Origin of the sequence: Macrococcus bovicus, from assembly GCF_030376725.1 — a bacterium.
GTDB lineage: Bacteria > Bacillota > Bacilli > Staphylococcales > Staphylococcaceae > Macrococcus > Macrococcus bovicus.
Genome location: NZ_CP128470.1, coordinates 2,052,503 through 2,068,223 on the forward strand (window position 1 = coordinate 2,052,503; position 15,721 = coordinate 2,068,223).

At 40.1% G+C, this 15,721-nt stretch carries 17 protein-coding genes, 1 pseudogene and 1 riboswitch; of the genes and pseudogenes, 7 read left to right on the forward strand and 11 right to left on the reverse strand.

Going from position 1 to position 15,721, the window contains the following annotated elements:
- Positions 1 to 7: 7 nt before the first annotated feature.
- Genes QSV55_RS11195 through QSV55_RS11205 form a run of 3 tightly spaced genes read left to right on the forward strand, consistent with a single transcriptional unit; the run spans position 8 to position 1,710 of the window.
- Positions 8 to 676, forward strand: coding sequence for an ABC transporter ATP-binding protein (locus QSV55_RS11195; RefSeq protein WP_289650220.1), 669 nt, complete (start codon positions 8 to 10; stop codon positions 674 to 676).
- Between the two features lie 11 nt (positions 677 to 687).
- A complete protein-coding gene (locus tag QSV55_RS11200) occupies positions 688 to 870 on the forward strand; it encodes a hypothetical protein (RefSeq protein ID WP_289650221.1) in 183 nt (60 codons plus the stop codon).
- Positions 871 to 927: 57 nt separating this feature from the next.
- A complete protein-coding gene (locus tag QSV55_RS11205; protein WP_289650222.1) occupies positions 928 to 1,710 on the forward strand; it encodes a catalase family protein in 783 nt (260 codons plus the stop codon).
- A gap of 10 nt (positions 1,711 to 1,720) precedes the next feature.
- On the opposite strand, the gene QSV55_RS11210 is transcribed toward QSV55_RS11205, so the two are convergent.
- The 3 genes from QSV55_RS11210 to QSV55_RS11220 form a co-directional block, all read right to left on the reverse strand.
- Positions 1,721 to 1,912: a hypothetical protein gene (locus QSV55_RS11210; protein ID WP_133452149.1), complete on the reverse strand. Its 192-nt coding sequence runs from the start codon at positions 1,910 to 1,912 to the stop codon at positions 1,721 to 1,723.
- A gap of 67 nt (positions 1,913 to 1,979) precedes the next feature.
- Entirely contained in the window at positions 1,980 to 2,717 is a 738-nt protein-coding gene (locus QSV55_RS11215; protein ID WP_289650223.1) for an alpha/beta hydrolase, read from the reverse strand.
- Between the two features lie 198 nt (positions 2,718 to 2,915).
- Positions 2,916 to 3,401: a GNAT family N-acetyltransferase gene (locus QSV55_RS11220; protein WP_289650224.1), complete on the reverse strand. Its 486-nt coding sequence runs from the start codon at positions 3,399 to 3,401 to the stop codon at positions 2,916 to 2,918.
- A 556-nt stretch (positions 3,402 to 3,957) separates the two neighbouring features.
- Here QSV55_RS11220 and QSV55_RS11225 point away from each other — a divergent pair.
- Entirely contained in the window at positions 3,958 to 5,088 is a 1,131-nt protein-coding gene (locus QSV55_RS11225) for an NADH-dependent flavin oxidoreductase (RefSeq protein WP_289650225.1), read from the forward strand.
- A gap of 207 nt (positions 5,089 to 5,295) precedes the next feature.
- Here QSV55_RS11225 and QSV55_RS11230 read toward each other — a convergent pair whose 3' ends face one another.
- The 4 genes from QSV55_RS11230 to QSV55_RS11245 all read right to left on the reverse strand — a co-directional run bounded on the left by QSV55_RS11230 (position 5,296) and on the right by QSV55_RS11245 (position 7,799).
- Positions 5,296 to 5,925, reverse strand: coding sequence for a hypothetical protein (locus tag QSV55_RS11230; RefSeq protein ID WP_289650226.1), 630 nt, complete (start codon positions 5,923 to 5,925; stop codon positions 5,296 to 5,298).
- The gene (locus QSV55_RS11235; RefSeq protein WP_289650227.1) at positions 5,918 to 6,679 is read right to left on the reverse strand and encodes an ImmA/IrrE family metallo-endopeptidase; all 762 of its coding nucleotides are present in this window, start codon (positions 6,677 to 6,679) and stop codon (positions 5,918 to 5,920) included. The genes QSV55_RS11230 and QSV55_RS11235 overlap by 8 nt, the downstream gene beginning before the upstream one ends.
- Positions 6,672 to 7,019 carry a hypothetical protein gene (locus QSV55_RS11240; protein ID WP_289650228.1) on the reverse strand — a complete coding sequence of 116 codons (348 nt, stop codon included), beginning with the start codon at positions 7,017 to 7,019 and terminating at the stop codon, positions 6,672 to 6,674. The genes QSV55_RS11235 and QSV55_RS11240 overlap by 8 nt, the downstream gene beginning before the upstream one ends.
- Positions 7,020 to 7,454: 435 nt before the next feature.
- The gene (locus tag QSV55_RS11245; protein ID WP_289650229.1) at positions 7,455 to 7,799 is read right to left on the reverse strand and encodes an RNA polymerase subunit sigma-70; all 345 of its coding nucleotides are present in this window, start codon (positions 7,797 to 7,799) and stop codon (positions 7,455 to 7,457) included.
- 426 nt (positions 7,800 to 8,225) lie between these two features.
- Between QSV55_RS11245 and QSV55_RS11250 the strand changes: the two are divergent.
- Positions 8,226 to 8,552: pseudogene (locus tag QSV55_RS11250) on the forward strand (tyrosine-type recombinase/integrase); the annotation flags it as partial.
- 2 nt (positions 8,553 to 8,554) lie between these two features.
- Complete coding sequence (locus QSV55_RS11255; RefSeq protein ID WP_289650230.1) at positions 8,555 to 9,106, forward strand: hypothetical protein; 552 nt, start codon at positions 8,555 to 8,557, stop codon at positions 9,104 to 9,106.
- Positions 9,107 to 9,222: 116 nt separating this feature from the next.
- Here QSV55_RS11255 and guaA read toward each other — a convergent pair whose 3' ends face one another.
- From guaA to xpt, 4 genes are read right to left on the reverse strand one after another with little or no spacing between them, the layout of a single operon-like run.
- Positions 9,223 to 10,764 (reverse strand): glutamine-hydrolyzing GMP synthase, encoded by a 1,542-nt coding sequence (gene guaA / locus QSV55_RS11260; RefSeq protein ID WP_289650231.1) that lies wholly within the window; start codon positions 10,762 to 10,764, stop codon positions 9,223 to 9,225.
- A 16-nt stretch (positions 10,765 to 10,780) separates the two neighbouring features.
- Positions 10,781 to 12,250 (reverse strand): IMP dehydrogenase, encoded by a 1,470-nt coding sequence (gene guaB, locus QSV55_RS11265; protein ID WP_133452145.1) that lies wholly within the window; start codon positions 12,248 to 12,250, stop codon positions 10,781 to 10,783.
- A gap of 31 nt (positions 12,251 to 12,281) precedes the next feature.
- Entirely contained in the window at positions 12,282 to 13,550 is a 1,269-nt protein-coding gene (locus QSV55_RS11270; RefSeq protein WP_289650232.1) for a nucleobase:cation symporter-2 family protein, read from the reverse strand.
- A complete protein-coding gene (xpt, locus tag QSV55_RS11275; protein WP_289650233.1) occupies positions 13,550 to 14,128 on the reverse strand; it encodes a xanthine phosphoribosyltransferase in 579 nt (192 codons plus the stop codon). Before xpt ends, QSV55_RS11270 begins: the two co-directional genes overlap by 1 nt.
- Positions 14,129 to 14,206: 78 nt before the next feature.
- Positions 14,207 to 14,306: riboswitch (purine riboswitch) on the reverse strand.
- Between the two features lie 234 nt (positions 14,307 to 14,540).
- Between xpt and QSV55_RS11280 the strand changes: the two genes are divergently transcribed.
- Positions 14,541 to 15,665, forward strand: coding sequence for a DUF2382 domain-containing protein (locus tag QSV55_RS11280; RefSeq protein WP_289650234.1), 1,125 nt, complete (start codon positions 14,541 to 14,543; stop codon positions 15,663 to 15,665).
- Positions 15,666 to 15,721 lie beyond the last annotated feature (56 nt).

Sequence of the window (15,721 nt, forward strand, 5' to 3'; positions counted from 1 at the left end):
TGAAAAAATGGTCTTAACATTAGAAGGCGTCTCTAAGACATTCGGGAAAGGCAATACTTATGTAGAGGCGCTCAAACCCACTGACTTTCATCTGGAACGCGGTGAAATGGTTGCCATTATAGGACCCTCCGGTTCAGGTAAAAGTACTTTTCTGACGATTGCCGGACTCCTGCAGCAGCCATCGAGCGGACAGATTATCATCAACCGGACGAATACAACCGCATATAATGAAAAGAAACGTGCCCAGACACGATTAAAAGAAATCGGTTTTATCTTACAGGCCTCCAATCTCGTCCCTTTCCTTAAAGTGAAGGACCAGCTGAAGCTGCTGGATAAAGTCAATACTCATCATCTGTCAACAGACGAGTTAGCCGGTAAAATCAAGACACTCGGTCTTGAAAAAGTGATGAACCAGTATCCAAGTGAATTGTCTGGCGGGCAGCGGCAGCGTGTCGCTATTCTAAAGGCGATATATACGAATCCGGCACTGATTCTGGCCGATGAACCGACCGCGAGTCTGGATAGTGAAAAAGCTTTCGCTGTCATTGAACTGATTCGTGATGAAGTCAAGAGTATGGAGAAAGCCGCTATCGTCGTCACACATGACACACGACTGACGCCATACTTTGATAAAGTGTATGAAATGAAAGATGGTTATTTGAATAGAATCAATTAGAAGGTGAAAAAATGGAATCTCATCGTGATGCATTTGTTACTGCGAATGAAATTTATGATATGGGCGTACCGCCTCAAATCCTTTCCATGTGGCTGACCAATGACTTCATACAAGTGGTCCATAAAAATAAGTTGGACCGTTTCTTCTGGAAACATGAAGTTGAAGCACTGATAAACAAATATTTAAAGAACTGACGGATGTCAGTTCTTTTTTTGCGGGGCGGGGTATAGATAGGAAAAGAGGTGAAGATAATGGCTAAAATAGCAGAAAGAATTATCAACTATATCGAGATGCTCGGCGTCCATGATAAAGGTTTAAAAAGAGCACACGCCAGAGGCTATTACTACGAGGCAAAGGTCGAGCTGACGCCAGAAGGGCAAGCACTTCTCGGCGACACCCAGCAAGCAGTCATTCGATTGTCGGATGCGCCGCCGAACAAAAGAACCCCTGCCCAGCTTGTGTCATTGAAAGGGTTAGCCATTCATTTCAAGGAAAGCGATTCTCATTTTATCTTCGTTAATTTTCCCTACTTCCCGTTTGTGAAGCGTGAATCTGTCTTAATGCTGATGACCTATATCAATGCCATCAAACAGACAGATGATTGGTGCGTGCGTATGAACTTAATGCGTAAGATCGGACGTCTGGAAGATTTCGGTCAAAAGCTAGGTAAATTCGTCTCACACTTTCCTCTCTCTACTTCACGTCAACATCAGACCTATCATAATCTACATTACTATCAGACAGATAAGGATTATGTAAGGTTCCACGTAGTATATGAAGATGACATCAGACTCTATGTTGAACGTTATACAGCGCCTTGTTCCATTGAAGTCTTGCGGAACGACGGAGATATCCGACAAATCGGACGACTGACGATTACCCGGGAAATCGATATAGATTTGCCTTACTTTGAGCTGCTTAAGACAGGGCCTCATCTTCAGCCGCTCAGGGAAGATGATATCATTTATCTCAGAGATGAGATGTATCAGATTTCAGCAGAGCGAAGATTGAATGAAAAAAACTCTGAGTCCTGAGACTCAGAGTTTAATTTGTATATCGGCTATTGTATGGATCCTTTGCACGCTGATCAATCAGAAACATGATAGCGATAAAGAGAATACCTAACGCTACAAATGTGAATGAACCAAATTTAGAAGTTTCGTAAATGGCAAAACCAGCCATGATTTCAGCAAGACCGAGAATAAATACAATCAGCTTCTTAATATTCGCAGACATTATCTCACTCCTTTAAATATCGTAACCCTATCATACACCATCCTGTACCAAATTAATCGTGAGAGGATTAGACATTTTTGTGACAGAAATATGAAAGAATCATTTCTTCAGTCTCTAACTGACCACGTCCTAAAGGCATTAAATGTCCAGCTTCTGCAATCATCCTCATATATTTAGGCTCTTTTAAATGCTGAAATACGATCTGTGCACTGTCAGCATAAGAGACGTCATCCCGCCCCCCATACATGATCAGAACAGGCTGATTGATCTTTGGCAAACCCTCCATGATTTCATCGATCACGCGGCAGAACTTCTGGGCACCGAGATGATAGTTCCGTATATGAGCGAGCTGTTCAGCATGCTCATCTTCACTGAGTCCTAGTATATTATCAAGACGACTACCATACTGCTCCAGACGATAAAAGAGACCTGCTTCATCTTTGAAATGAGGGACAGACATCGCTATCCCTGAATGAATTTCCGGAAATGTCTCAAGTAACTTCAAAGTAAAAAGACCGCCTAGTGAAACACCGGCTGCACTGATTGTTTGATAACCTTCCTGTTTAAGAAACGCGTAACTCTCCAGCACCTTCTGCCACCAGTCATCCATATCATATTTTATGAACTCCTCCAGCAGAAGCCCGTGGCCCTGATAAGAAGGAACATACGTCGTGAACCCGGCACTATTAAGACGTGGAGCCAGTCCTTTTACATCACGCACAGTTCCAGTGAAAGAATGCAGAAGCAAGACAGCATGCTCACCGCCTTTTAAGTAAATAGGACGTGGATTTTTCAGTTTAATCATAGTAGTCAGCTCCAATCGCCTTTATTATAGCAAAGATCAAATATGGCGCCACTCAGTCTGTGTTTCGCGTGCGAGTGGCGCGGGGGGCGCCACTCAGTCTGTATTTCGTGCGCGAGTGGCGCAGGTGGCGCCACTCAACCTATCTTTTCATATAAAGAACTGATGAAAATAAGCAGAGAAACTACTAAAATGGAACTATCAGCTGATTTCTTTGACCATGTTGAACCACTGCTCACCGCCATGTTGCGATTCAGATAAGCCATGACTTTTAAAGCCATAGCCTTCATAAAAAGAAACGAGATTCTCTGTGCAAGTGAGGGTTATTGCTCTCACCTCATGTTCTTGTGCAAGCTTCGTGAATTCATCAATCAGCCGGCCTGCCAGCCCTTGTCTCTGGTGGTCTTTAGAGACTACAAGGCCGAGTATACTTAAGTAATGACCTGTTCGGGTGTCCGGTACTTTTTTAAATAAGTCATCAGTAATATAAGGTGTTTTGATGACAGGACCATTAATATAACCTGCAATCTCATCCGCTTTTTCAGCTACGATAAAAGTATCACTTATCTTTTCGATTCGTTCTTTAATCGCTTCTTCTGTATCAGCGACTTCGGGAATAAAAGATTGCTGTTCAAGTCTCGTAATCTGCTTTAAATCATTCATTTCTGCTGGCCTAAATTGATACATCTTTTTCACCTTCTTCAGTTCCATTATCTTACACATTTAAACATGTTACAATATAAGTAATTTCATCATACACATTTATATAGGAGGTGGCTCAATGGATTTTACTAGCTTACTACTTACAAGTCTTTTAATGTTTATTGTCTTTGAAATCATTTATCTGATGACTGATCGTTTACTCAATCACTTTTCCAGCAATAAGAAACCTTATAATTATAAGTATGCTATCTTCATGGGTATTTTAATGGTTGTGTTCTATATGATTGCGAGCAGAATTTTTTAATCTCACTATTGATACGAAAGATACAGCCTCCGAAAATTAATTTTGGAGGCTGTATGTATGAACCTACTTTTACAGTTACCACTTTTTTCTTGCTGCATAAGTTGCTGAATTATTACTTTTCCCGTCTTCAACTCCCTCCTAAAGTATTCTCACATCTATATGCTTCTCAACTTTATACTACCAGAAACTTTTTATAATCTTCGTGAAGCGTGATAGGCAGTTTTTTTGTCACCTTTTCTGTAGATGTTATACTGATGGATATAAGGAGGCATTATCATGAATACTCAATATAAAGATTTATTTCAACCTTTAACATTAAGCAACGGTGTCGAACTGCGTAATCGGTTCGTGCTGGCACCACTGACTCATACCTCTTCTAATGAAGACGGCACAATTGCTGATAGAGAGATTCCTTACATGGAAAGTCGCTCGAAAGATGTAGGCATGGCCCTTACAGCAGCGTCTCATATATTAGATATCGGCCAAGCCTTTCCAGGCCAGCCTTCTATCGCGCATGACAGTGATATAGAGGGATTAACACGTCTAGCTTCTGCTATGAAAAAGAACGGCGCAAAAGCCATCGTACAGATTCATCACGGCGGCGTACAAGCACTACCTGAATACACACCTAACGGCGACGTAGCAGGTCCAAGTGCGATGGAGCTGAAAAGTTTCGGACAGGATCACACACATAGCGCGAGAGAAATGACAGAAGACGAAATCGACGAAACCATCAAAGCATTCGGTGAAGCAACACGGCGTGCGATTGAGGCAGGATTCGATGGTGTAGAGATTCACGGCGCAAACGGCTATATTATCCATCAGTTTGTCTCTCCTCACTTCAACAAGCGAACTGATCAGTGGAAAGATCCATTTTTATTTGCACTGAAAGTCGTCGATGAAGTCGTTAAAACAGTACAAGAACACGGCAACGATGACTTTATTATCGGTTATCGCTTCTCACCAGAAGAAGCATTCAACCCAGGGATTAAAATGGAACTGACTGAAGAACTCATCAAACGCTTGATCGAAAAACCGCTTCACTATTTACATGCTTCACTGATGCACATTCATGGTGATGTTCATGAAGGGAAATATGCAGGCGAAAATCGTATCCAGCTGCTGCATCAATGGGTGGACGGACGTATGCCGTTAATCGGAATCGGCTCAATCTTCACAGCTGATGACGCGATTGCAGCACTGAACACAGGCGTAGAACTCATTGCAGTCGGCAGAGAACTCCTGCTCGACCATGCGTTTGTTGGTAAAATCAAAGAAGGTAAAGAAGATGAAATCATCTCTTACTTTGATCCAGAAGACCCTAACAAACACGAATTACCTGAACCCTTATGGCAGCAATTTAAAGCCGGCTTCTATCCACTGCCCTCAAAAGAAGATGATAAATAGAATGCAAAAATCCTCTAACCGCGAAGGTTGGAGGATTTTTTTAGTGTTATTCCCACTCAATCCAAAATCGAGAATAGAGAAATTTCATAGAGATTCAAAACCTTATATATCAAGGATTTGAAGCGGTTCATATCTTAAATGCGTTTCCTGATGTTGCCCCGAGTCACAAATATCTGCCCTTTTTTATTGCTAGTGGTATTGCTGTTTTTATCGTTTTGAGAATTTATTCCTTAGTTGTTCGAGTTTTAAATTCATTTCTTCTTCTGACTTTTGATTTTTTATACGTTCTTTAAATATACGACTATTTCCCTCTATTGTCGCCGTTAAACGTATCCGTTGCTTATCATCTGAAATTAGTTGATCGAGTACTTCTCTCAAAGTAACAATAACTACATCACTATAAATATCTCGATTTTCTTCTACAAAGTCCATAAATGGTTGATCATTTGTATGTATTAAGGGAATATCTATTAAATGGGCTAATATTAGAGTAGCGATTTCTCCTACGTTATCTTGAGGACCATTTATACCCTTATAATCACTATATCCTTGTAATAACATCTCATCTATAAATGCCTGCTTAGTTAAATCGTCTAAATCATCAATAAAGAAGACATAATATTTTGAATCGAGCCTATTATATAACTCCACAAACGTCTCTTTTCTTGATTCATTTTTCAATTCTGGAGTTCTTAATAGCTCATGATGAACAGGCTCTGCAAAACCAACTCGATTGAAACAATCAAAGTATCCTTCACATAATGCAGTTGAACTTGAATCTGCGTGATATAAATTTATTAAAATATTAGTATCGCATAAGTAATTTACTTCATTCATTTACAAACCTCAATTCTTCATAGATATAGTCTAAAATTTCTTCAACTCTTCTAGAAGAAGTCCTTTTGTCAGCAAGGTTTTTTTGTAAAATTTCAAATATAATAGGGCTTATATAATCTTCTTCTGGTATTTGTGAAAGCTTCTGGTCATATCCTTCACTCTCAACAAATTTTAGAAATGCTTCTCTTTTTTTTATAGAACCAAAAGTATAATAGGATCCATGTATTGAACCGTCGTACAATTCGTTAAGGGTATAACACATACTATTAAAACTAACATTAAAAATATTTTGCATTTTTAACACTTCTTCTTTAGAAAAATAACCCTTTTCGATAAGTTTATTTTCCCTTATATAACTACTCAAATAATCTCGATCTATAAGTATCCTTGAAGCAAATTGGTCAGCCTTAAATTCTGAAGTGCTATATTTAATTAAAGACCCTTTACTTATAGGTTCACCATCTCCGGTATACAGATGATAAACTTCATGCCATAAGGATTGATTTTGTCTGCCTAAATCATGATTATTATTAACAAAAATAAATCCTTGCTCTCCAATTTTATACTGAAAGCCTGAAAGTTCGTTATTAACTTTCTTAGACACAATAAAATAACCTATATCATTCTCAATTTTTTTAAAAGAGTCTGATATAGGTTCGGTAATCCCATACTGTGTTTTAAATTTTTTTACGATGGGTTTAATCTCTTCGATACATTCAAACTTCTCTTTAGGTGTCAGTTTATGTTTACTCATGACTTAAACCTCTAAGCTTCTTTTGTTCAGAAAAACATCTAAATAAATTAATTATAGAATGTATTTCATCGTCAAACGCTTGGTTGTTAGATCTATAAAAGATTTTTTCTTTAGCTGTTTCGTTTTCACGCTGAAGTATTTCATTTTTAGGTATACCTAAAATTTTACTAGCTAGTTGATAATGCTTATCTTTTAGTAAAGTTCTACCAATTAATTGATTATAAATGACTTCGTCTTCTGAACTTAAAACAGGCTTTTCAGTCTGTAGTATCATCTCTCTCAATTCGTATCTAGAATACTTTGGTAAAGAAAAAGATAAATCTTTATGCTTAACGCTCATGTTAATTCCCTCCCGCAACATAACTTATTTATTAAGTTATACTGAATAAGACATAAAAAATAACAGTATTTCATATACTGCTTTTGTCATCATCGTTTAAATAATCTTTTAATGACAAAAGAATTTGTCACGACTAAATATATAATTACGTCCTTGCATACTATAATATACCCGAATATACAATATTGACAACAAATATTTCATAAATTCTTATATTATTAAAATATTAAAGTCATTTTCTATACACATTTAGTAAATCAATTATTTACATATAGTTATTAAAAACTAAATTTTTGTTATGATTTTTGACAAAAAGTACAGAAAAAAACAACACTATGAAATCTCACGTAATATCTTTAATTCTATAAAATTATTACATTTTTTAACTTTTTATTATCTTAAAATATAAAAAAACCCGTCACATTAAACGGGGGCTTACTCACATATCTTATTCAGTAGATCATCATATAACTGTCTTACTCGTTTGCCACTTACATTAAATATCTTTCCTATATCGTTTAATCTTCTACCTTCACACATCAGATAGAATATACATTGCTGTTTCATCGTTCCTACTTGCTCTATCACCGCTTCTAACTCATTGAAGAACGCTATTTCATCTATGTGTGTGCTATCTTCCATATCATAGACCACACTGTCCGAGATACTAAAGAAGTCGTCTATATCCTCTATGTCTTCTACCTGGTCTATGTCCTGGCTGTCGCTGTGCTTGTGATAGTTCTTGATGAACAGCTTCACCGCTTTTTTATCGTATTTCACACGGCCTCACGCTCTTTATTCATGGTCTGCTTAATCAGTGCTACGTGTTCATATACAGCCCTCTGCTGTGCTTCTCTACGCCCTCTATTCCGCTTCTGACGGGCGTTATTCACTGCTCTATATTAAATCTACCTGTAGTCGTTCTATCACGCCTATCGGTCTGTATCGGCCATTAGAAGCCATGTATCTGATAATATCTTCCTGTTCCTGGGGCGTGTATTTGCTGACTATTCTTTTTACTGTCGATAGATTGCCACTAGAAGCGGTTTTGTATCATTCCAGGGCTTCTTTCTACTCAATAATCCATTTAATCAGTTGTCTGAAATGAAACTGCTATTACTAAATTTTCTACGCTTTTATATACAATAAATAACAGATTGAGCTATAATTATAAAAAAATATACTAATTTTGAATAAGTAATATAGTGGGACAGCAACTATATAGATCGTGGCTTCATCTTCACTAACCACTACGGCAATCCTATGGCTCTTACTTCCGTCAATCGCAACATCAAGACGGCTGTAGATGAGATTAAAGACGACCAGGGCAAGAAGTTGATTAATAAGCATGTGACAACGCACACGCTACGACATAGCCATATATCGCTGTTAAGTCAGTTAGGGGTTAGTCTACGGGCTATTATGGATAGAGTAGGTCATACAGACCATAAGACCACATTACAGATATATAGCCATGTGACAGAACAGATGGATAAAGATATGATGGAAAAATTAGAAGCGGTGGGGAGATAAAAATGGAGGAAGAATTAAAACTTAAAATTATAGTTGGAGACAGTAAATATAATAATGATATAGATACACCTACTAACTCTCTAGTAGGAATGAATTGTTATAATGAGTTTTATAAAAACTTCACAACTGTAGCTTTTATACCAAACCAAGTAATACCTTATAAATTTACATTTCAAAATATATTACAACTTCTCAATTTTAAGAAACAATCCAATATACAACTACTATACACTCAAATAATGAATGATCCTTATCAATTTATTGAAGATATGTTTGAAAAAAGAATAGTTTTTATAAATCAAGATGAGATTAATGAAAAAAATATTAAGTTTATTAAAAATGCTGATTATATTTTAGCTTGTGGTGAAAACGCATTAAATAAAGTCAAAAAAATTGTTGATACATCAAAGCTATTTTATGCTATTCATCCTAGTGTTAGAAATGCTCATTGGCCAAGGTATATAGATGACTGGATCAATATAAAAACTACAGGAATTCTTCAACATGACAATGGAACTTATCACCATAGAATAAAAAAGGATTTTATGTTATAACTTTTTAAAATCGGTTTTTCTCACACCTTGCTGTTTTTCTGCTGTTTTTTCTAATTTCAGAACACAAAAAAGACCCTCTAACCGTTGCGGTTAAAGGGTCTTACTATTTTATAAGCCTATTCCCACTCAATCGTGCTTGGTGGCTTAGATGTGATGTCATACACGACGCGGTTGACGTGGTTGACTTCATTGACGATTCGGCTGGAAACTTTCTGCAGCACTTCCCAGTCGATGCGTGCAAAGTCACTGGTCATGCCGTCGATACTTGTCACAGCGCGGACGCCGATTGTATAGTCATATGTTCTGTAGTCGCCCATGACACCGACGGAGCGGATGTCAGGGAGGACAGTGAAGTATTGCCAGATATCGCGTTCAAGTCCTTCCTGTGCAATAACTTCTCTTAAAATAGCATCTGATTCACGGACAATCTCCAGCTTCTCTTCTGTAATCTCACCGAGTACACGGATACCGAGACCTGGGCCTGGGAACGGCTGACGCCATACGAGGTGTTCCGGGATACCGAGTTCGATACCGAGGGCGCGTACTTCATCTTTGAAGAGCGTGTTGATCGGTTCAATCAGTTCGAACTGCATGTCTTCCGGTAAACCACCGACGTTATGATGCGATTTGATGGTCTGTGCCGTCTTCGTTCCTGACTCGATAATGTCAGTGTACAGAGTACCTTGCGCCAAGAAGTCAACACCTTCTAATTTAGAAGCTTCGTCATCAAAGACATAGACGAATTCGTTACCGATAATCTTACGTTTCTGTTCAGGGTCTGATATCCCTTTAAGCTTGCTCATGAAACGTTCTTTTGCATCCACACGAATAATATTCATATTGAAGCCTTCACCGAACTGCTTCATGACCATATCGCCTTCTCCTTTACGAAGTAAGCCATGGTCAACGAAGATACATGTCAGCTGATCACCGATTGCTTTATGGAGAAGTACCGCTACAACCGAAGAATCCACGCCGCCGCTCATCGCGCATAATACTTTTTTGTCACCGACCTGCTCACGGATTTTTTCAACTTCGATGTCAATGAAGTTCTCCATTGTCCATTCACCTGTGCAGTTACAGATTTTACGGATGAAATTACGAAGTAAGTCGTTGCCGTACTCTGAGTGTCGAACTTCCGGATGGAACTGGACGCCGTATAACTGACGCTCAGCATTTTCTACTGCCGCGTATTTACAGCTTGGTGAGTTCGCAATCATACGGAAGCCTTCAGGGATAGTGATGACTTTATCACTATGACTCATCCAGACGGTTTGTTCTTCAGGCAGCATGTGGAAAAGTGAATGCGTTTCTGCCGTGATAATCGCTTTACCATACTCACGTTCATTCGCACGTTCCACAGAGCCCCCGAGCAGTTTCGTCATCAGCTGCATACCGTAGCAGATGCCGAGAACCGGCACCCCTAAATTAAAGATTTCAGGGTCTACTGTAAATGAACCTTCTTCGTATACAGAGTTCGGCCCACCTGATAGGATGATACCTTTCGGATTCATTTTCTTGATTTCTTCGATTGAGATTTCGTGATCATGTAACTCACTGTAGACGCCCATCTCACGAATACGTCTAGTAATCAGCTGGTTATACTGGCTGCCGAAATCGAGTACCAGGATCAATTCCTGTTCAAATGCCATTTCCATTAGTCAGTCTCCTTCATTAAATAGAATAGTTCGGTGCTTCTTTCGTGATCTGTACATCGTGCGGATGACTTTCTTTTAAGCCGGCCCCTGTCATTTTGATGAACTGCGCTTCTTCGCGTAATGCCTGCAGGTCTTTAGAGCCTGTGTAGCCCATACCGCTTCTGATGCCACCGACTAACTGATAAATTGTATCCTGAAGAGCACCTTTATAAGCGATACGTCCTTCAATACCTTCTGGTACGAATTTTTTCGCTTCTTTATCATCCTGGAAGTAGCGATCTTTAGAACCTTTCTCCATCGCGCCCAGTGAACCCATACCGCGGTATACTTTATACTGACGCCCTTGATAGATTTCAGTAGCGCCCGGGCTTTCTTCTGTACCGCCGAGTAGTGAACCCAGCATCACAGCGTGTCCGCCTGATGCCAGGGCTTTAACGATATCACCTGAATACTTGATGCCGCCATCTGCGATAATGGTTTTGCCGAGTTCACGTGCAACACCTGCGGCATCGTAAATCGCTGTAATCTGCGGTACACCTACCCCTGCCACGACACGTGTCGTACAGATGGAGCCTGGTCCAATACCGACTTTCACGACATCTGCACCTGCTTCAAACAGGGCTCTGGTTCCTTCTGCTGTCGCCACGTTACCTGCAATCAGTGTTACTTCAGGAAAGTTTTCTTTCAGCGCCTGAACCATCTCCAGTACACCTTTGGAATGGCCATGAGCTGTATCAATAACAAGTGCGTCTGTGCCCGCTTCCACCAGGTATTTAGCACGAGTGAGGGTATCTTTGGCAATACCCACGGCACTGGCTACCAGTAAGCGGCCATGATTATCTTTTGCTGCATTCGGGAATTCAATCACTTTCTCGATATCTTTGATAGTGATCAGTCCCTTTAAGACACCGGCATCATCGACAAGCGGTAGTTTCTCGATTTTGTACTGCTGCAGCAGCTTCTCAGCCTGTTCAAGTGTTGTATCAACCGGTGCAGTCACTAAATCTTCTTTTGTCATGACGTCAGAAATCTTAATGGCATAATCTTCAATGAAGCGTAAATCACGGTTCGTTAAAATTCCGACTAACTTCATGTCTTCTTCGCTATTGACAATCGGCACACCCGAAATCCGATACTTACTCATCAGATGTTCCGCCGCAAAAACCTGTTCGTCAGGTGTCAGGAAGAAAGGATTCGTAATAACGCCGTTCTCTGAACGTTTAACTTTCAGTACTTCATCTGCCTGTTCTTCAATAGACATATTTTTATGAATCACACCTAGTCCACCTTGACGCGCCATCGCAATGGCCATTTTTGCTTCTGTCACTGTATCCATACCTGCTGATAAAATCGGTATGTTCAGTTTAAGACGTTCTGATAATTCCACTTTCAGATCAACCTGGTTCGGTAGCACATCAGATTTTCCTGGAATCAGTAATACATCATCGAATGTTAAGCCTTCTTTTTGGAACTTAGTTTCCCACATGATTGATACCTCCATTTTATTTATTAATCTATTATTTCATAGTTTCTTCAATTTGTTGATTGTTTAAACCATTAAAAAATAAATTCAGTAATATCGCTGTCAGTGTACCGAGTACAATGCCATTCTGAGTCAGCCAGGCATAGTCTTCACCGAACTTGGCGAATGCACCGGGTACAGTCGTGATACCGAGACCGACACCAACTGACACAGCGATGATGAGCAAGTTATCCTGCTTCGTGAAGTCAATCGCACCCAGCATCTTAACCCCGTACGCCATCACCATCCCGAACATGGCAATCATCGCGCCGCCGAGAACAGGCGTCGGAATAATCGTGGCCAGCGCGCCAAACTTCGGCATGGAGCCTGCCAGGATCAGTAACGCCACCATGCCGTACATGACATTCTTTGATTTGACGCCTGATAACGAGACAAGTCCTACATTCTGAGAATAAGCAGTGTAAGGAAAGGCATTGAAAATAGAACCTAGAACGATGGCGATTCCTTCAGCGCGGTAACCTTTGGAGATATCTTTACGGTCAATAGGCGTCTGCGTGATTTCACTGAGGGCATGGTAAACGCCAGTTGATTCAATCAGACTGACGATACCGACAATGACGAAGAGCAAGATAGAGCCGATTTCAAACTGAAAACCACCGAAACGGAAGGGCTTAGGAAGTTCAAACCAGTTCGAGTTGTTAACGGCACTGACATCCACCAGACCGAAGAATGAAGCAACGATGGTACCGATCATCAGTCCCAGTAAAATCGCTATAGAACGGATAAAGCCTGAAGACAGGCGGTGAATCACCAAAATCATAATCAACGTCAGCAAGCCGAGCATAATATTCAGGGGATCACCGTAGGTCTTAGACCCTTGCCCCCCTGCGAGATTGTTCATTGCAACCGGCATAAGCGTAATGCCGATAATCGTGACCACGCTGCCCGTGACGATCGGCGGAAATATCTTCACTAAATAGGAGAAGAACGGTGCAATCAGAACAATGATGATACCGGACGCAAAAAGTGAACCATACAAGACATCTATGCCGTGCTTCGAGCCGATCATAATCATCGGTGTGACGGCAGTGAATGTACAGCCCAGAACAACAGGCAGGCCGATACCAATCCCTTTATAGACCTGGAGGAAAGTCGCGACACCGCACATGAAAATATCAATGGAGACAAGATAGGCGATTTCTTCACCGGAGAAGCCGAGCGCCTTACCCACAATGATCGGCACGATGATAGCACCTGCATACATAGCCAGAAGATGCTGGATACTTAATAAGAGATTTTTCATCATTCTTCTCCCACTAAAGTGACTTTGTCGCCCTCTAATGAAGCAATACGACATAAACTCAGGACATCAAGACCTTCATTTTTCAGACGGTCTGCGCCTTGCTGGAAGCTTTTTTCAATGACGATACCGACACCGACACATTCTGCTCCCGCCTGTTTGACTAAATCATACAGACCGAGTGCCGCTTCACCATTCGCCAGGAAGTCATCGATAATCAGAACCTTATCATCAGCAGAGAGAAACTTCTGTGAGACGACCACATGACTTGTTCTGTTCTTTGTATAGGAGTGAATGTCCGTCTCATAGACTGCCTCAGTAAGTGTGGACGGAATCGCCTTCTTCGCGAATAGACAAGGGACATCAAAGGCCAGTGCTGCCATGATAGAAGGTGCTATACCGCTTGCTTCAATCGTCAGAATTTTCGTCACGCCTTTATTTTTATAGTAATCATAGAAATGAGCTGCCACTTGCTTCATGAGTGCGGCATCAATCTGATGATTCAGAAATGCATCGACTTTAAGCACCGAACCTGCAATCACTACGCCTTCTTCTTTTACTTTCTGCTGTAACTCTTTCACGATTGTCCTCCTTATAATAAAAAAACTCACCTGCTGGAATAGGCGAGTAAAAAAAGAATGTCCAAACTCGGTCGAGAATGGATTCATTTTTTCACTCATAGTCACGTCATTTAAGGTGCGTGGTAGATACTTCAAAGCCATATTCTTTAATTATATGAGTATTTTATTTAATTTTTTATTTAATTGATGATAACAAATTTAGCCTAGGATTTCAAGGACAAATCCGCATAGAATCAAGGTTTGAGCCTTCTTTCAGTCAATGTAAACGCATTAATGTCTGATATTTTTTTATTTTTTTTATTTTTAAAGTGTTTAGGGTGGAAGCCGTCGGGTATATTTCTAACATCACAAGAAAATCAAAACGACACCTTAGAGATTTACAACACATTAGTGATTGGGAGGTAGAATTACAATGGGTAACATTGAATCATTTTCTAGTGAACAAGCATTATTAGGTAGAATTGATAACTTGAAGTCTCAAGGAGTAGCTGAACGCGACTTACACGTGATTTCCAAAAACAAGCTTGAAGGTTCTGCACTGAATTATACAGATGTGAACTTCAAGAATGCAGATGGATCATTTGGCGACAAAGTAGCTTCACTCTTCACAGGGGAAGATCCTCAGACACGTGTCTTTGATAAATTGAATTTATCAGATGCACAGCGTAGTGAATATGAGCGCGAAATTGAAAGTGGCAACATCTTACTTTATGTAGATAATGATGCGACTTACAATACTTCAGATTCATCTAATCATTACGATGTCGACGGACAAGCACGTCACGAAGACACTTATACAAACGGTGTAGTCGGCGGCTTTGCTAATCCTGATTCAATCAACCGCAGTAACAATGAAACACTGCACGAAGGTAATTTCTCTAACCCTGATGACGGGACAACAGGTCTCACAGCAGGTCAAAGTTTAGAGTCTGATACTGATGCACAGTATTCACAGCACCATAAAACTAATAACTTACACACAAGAGAGGAACATGTAGACATGAAAAACGAATTTAACAATGATTTAAACCGTGATGAATTACACCGTAACGAATTTGACCGCGTAGATAACAAAGAGTACGTATTTGACGAGGATATCGCTAACCGTTCAGACTTATCAGACGATGAAAAAATCCGTTTACACGAAGAGCGTCTTCGCGTAGGTAAAGATACAGTTCAAACTGGTGAAGTACGCATCGACAAAGATGTAGTAGAAGAACGCCAAGAGTTTGATGTACCTGTAAGCCGTGACGAAGTAACAATCGAACGTCGTCGTGTAGACGAAAGAGTAGACGGAGATGTTGACTTCGACCGTTTAAATGACGATACAATCCGTATCCCATTAACTGAAGAACGCATCAATGTTGAAAAAGAAAACGTTGTAGCTGAAGAATTAGTAATCAAGAAAAACCGTATCCAAGATACTGCACACGTATCTGAAACAGTACGTAAAGAACAAGTGGATATCGATGACACTAACGGCCGTCAAGTTGACGCTGACTTAGATCGCGACAACGATTTATTAGACCGTCGCTAATCATTCACTAATATGATTAACCCCGGAGGCTTATCTCTGGGGTTTTTTTGGAGGCG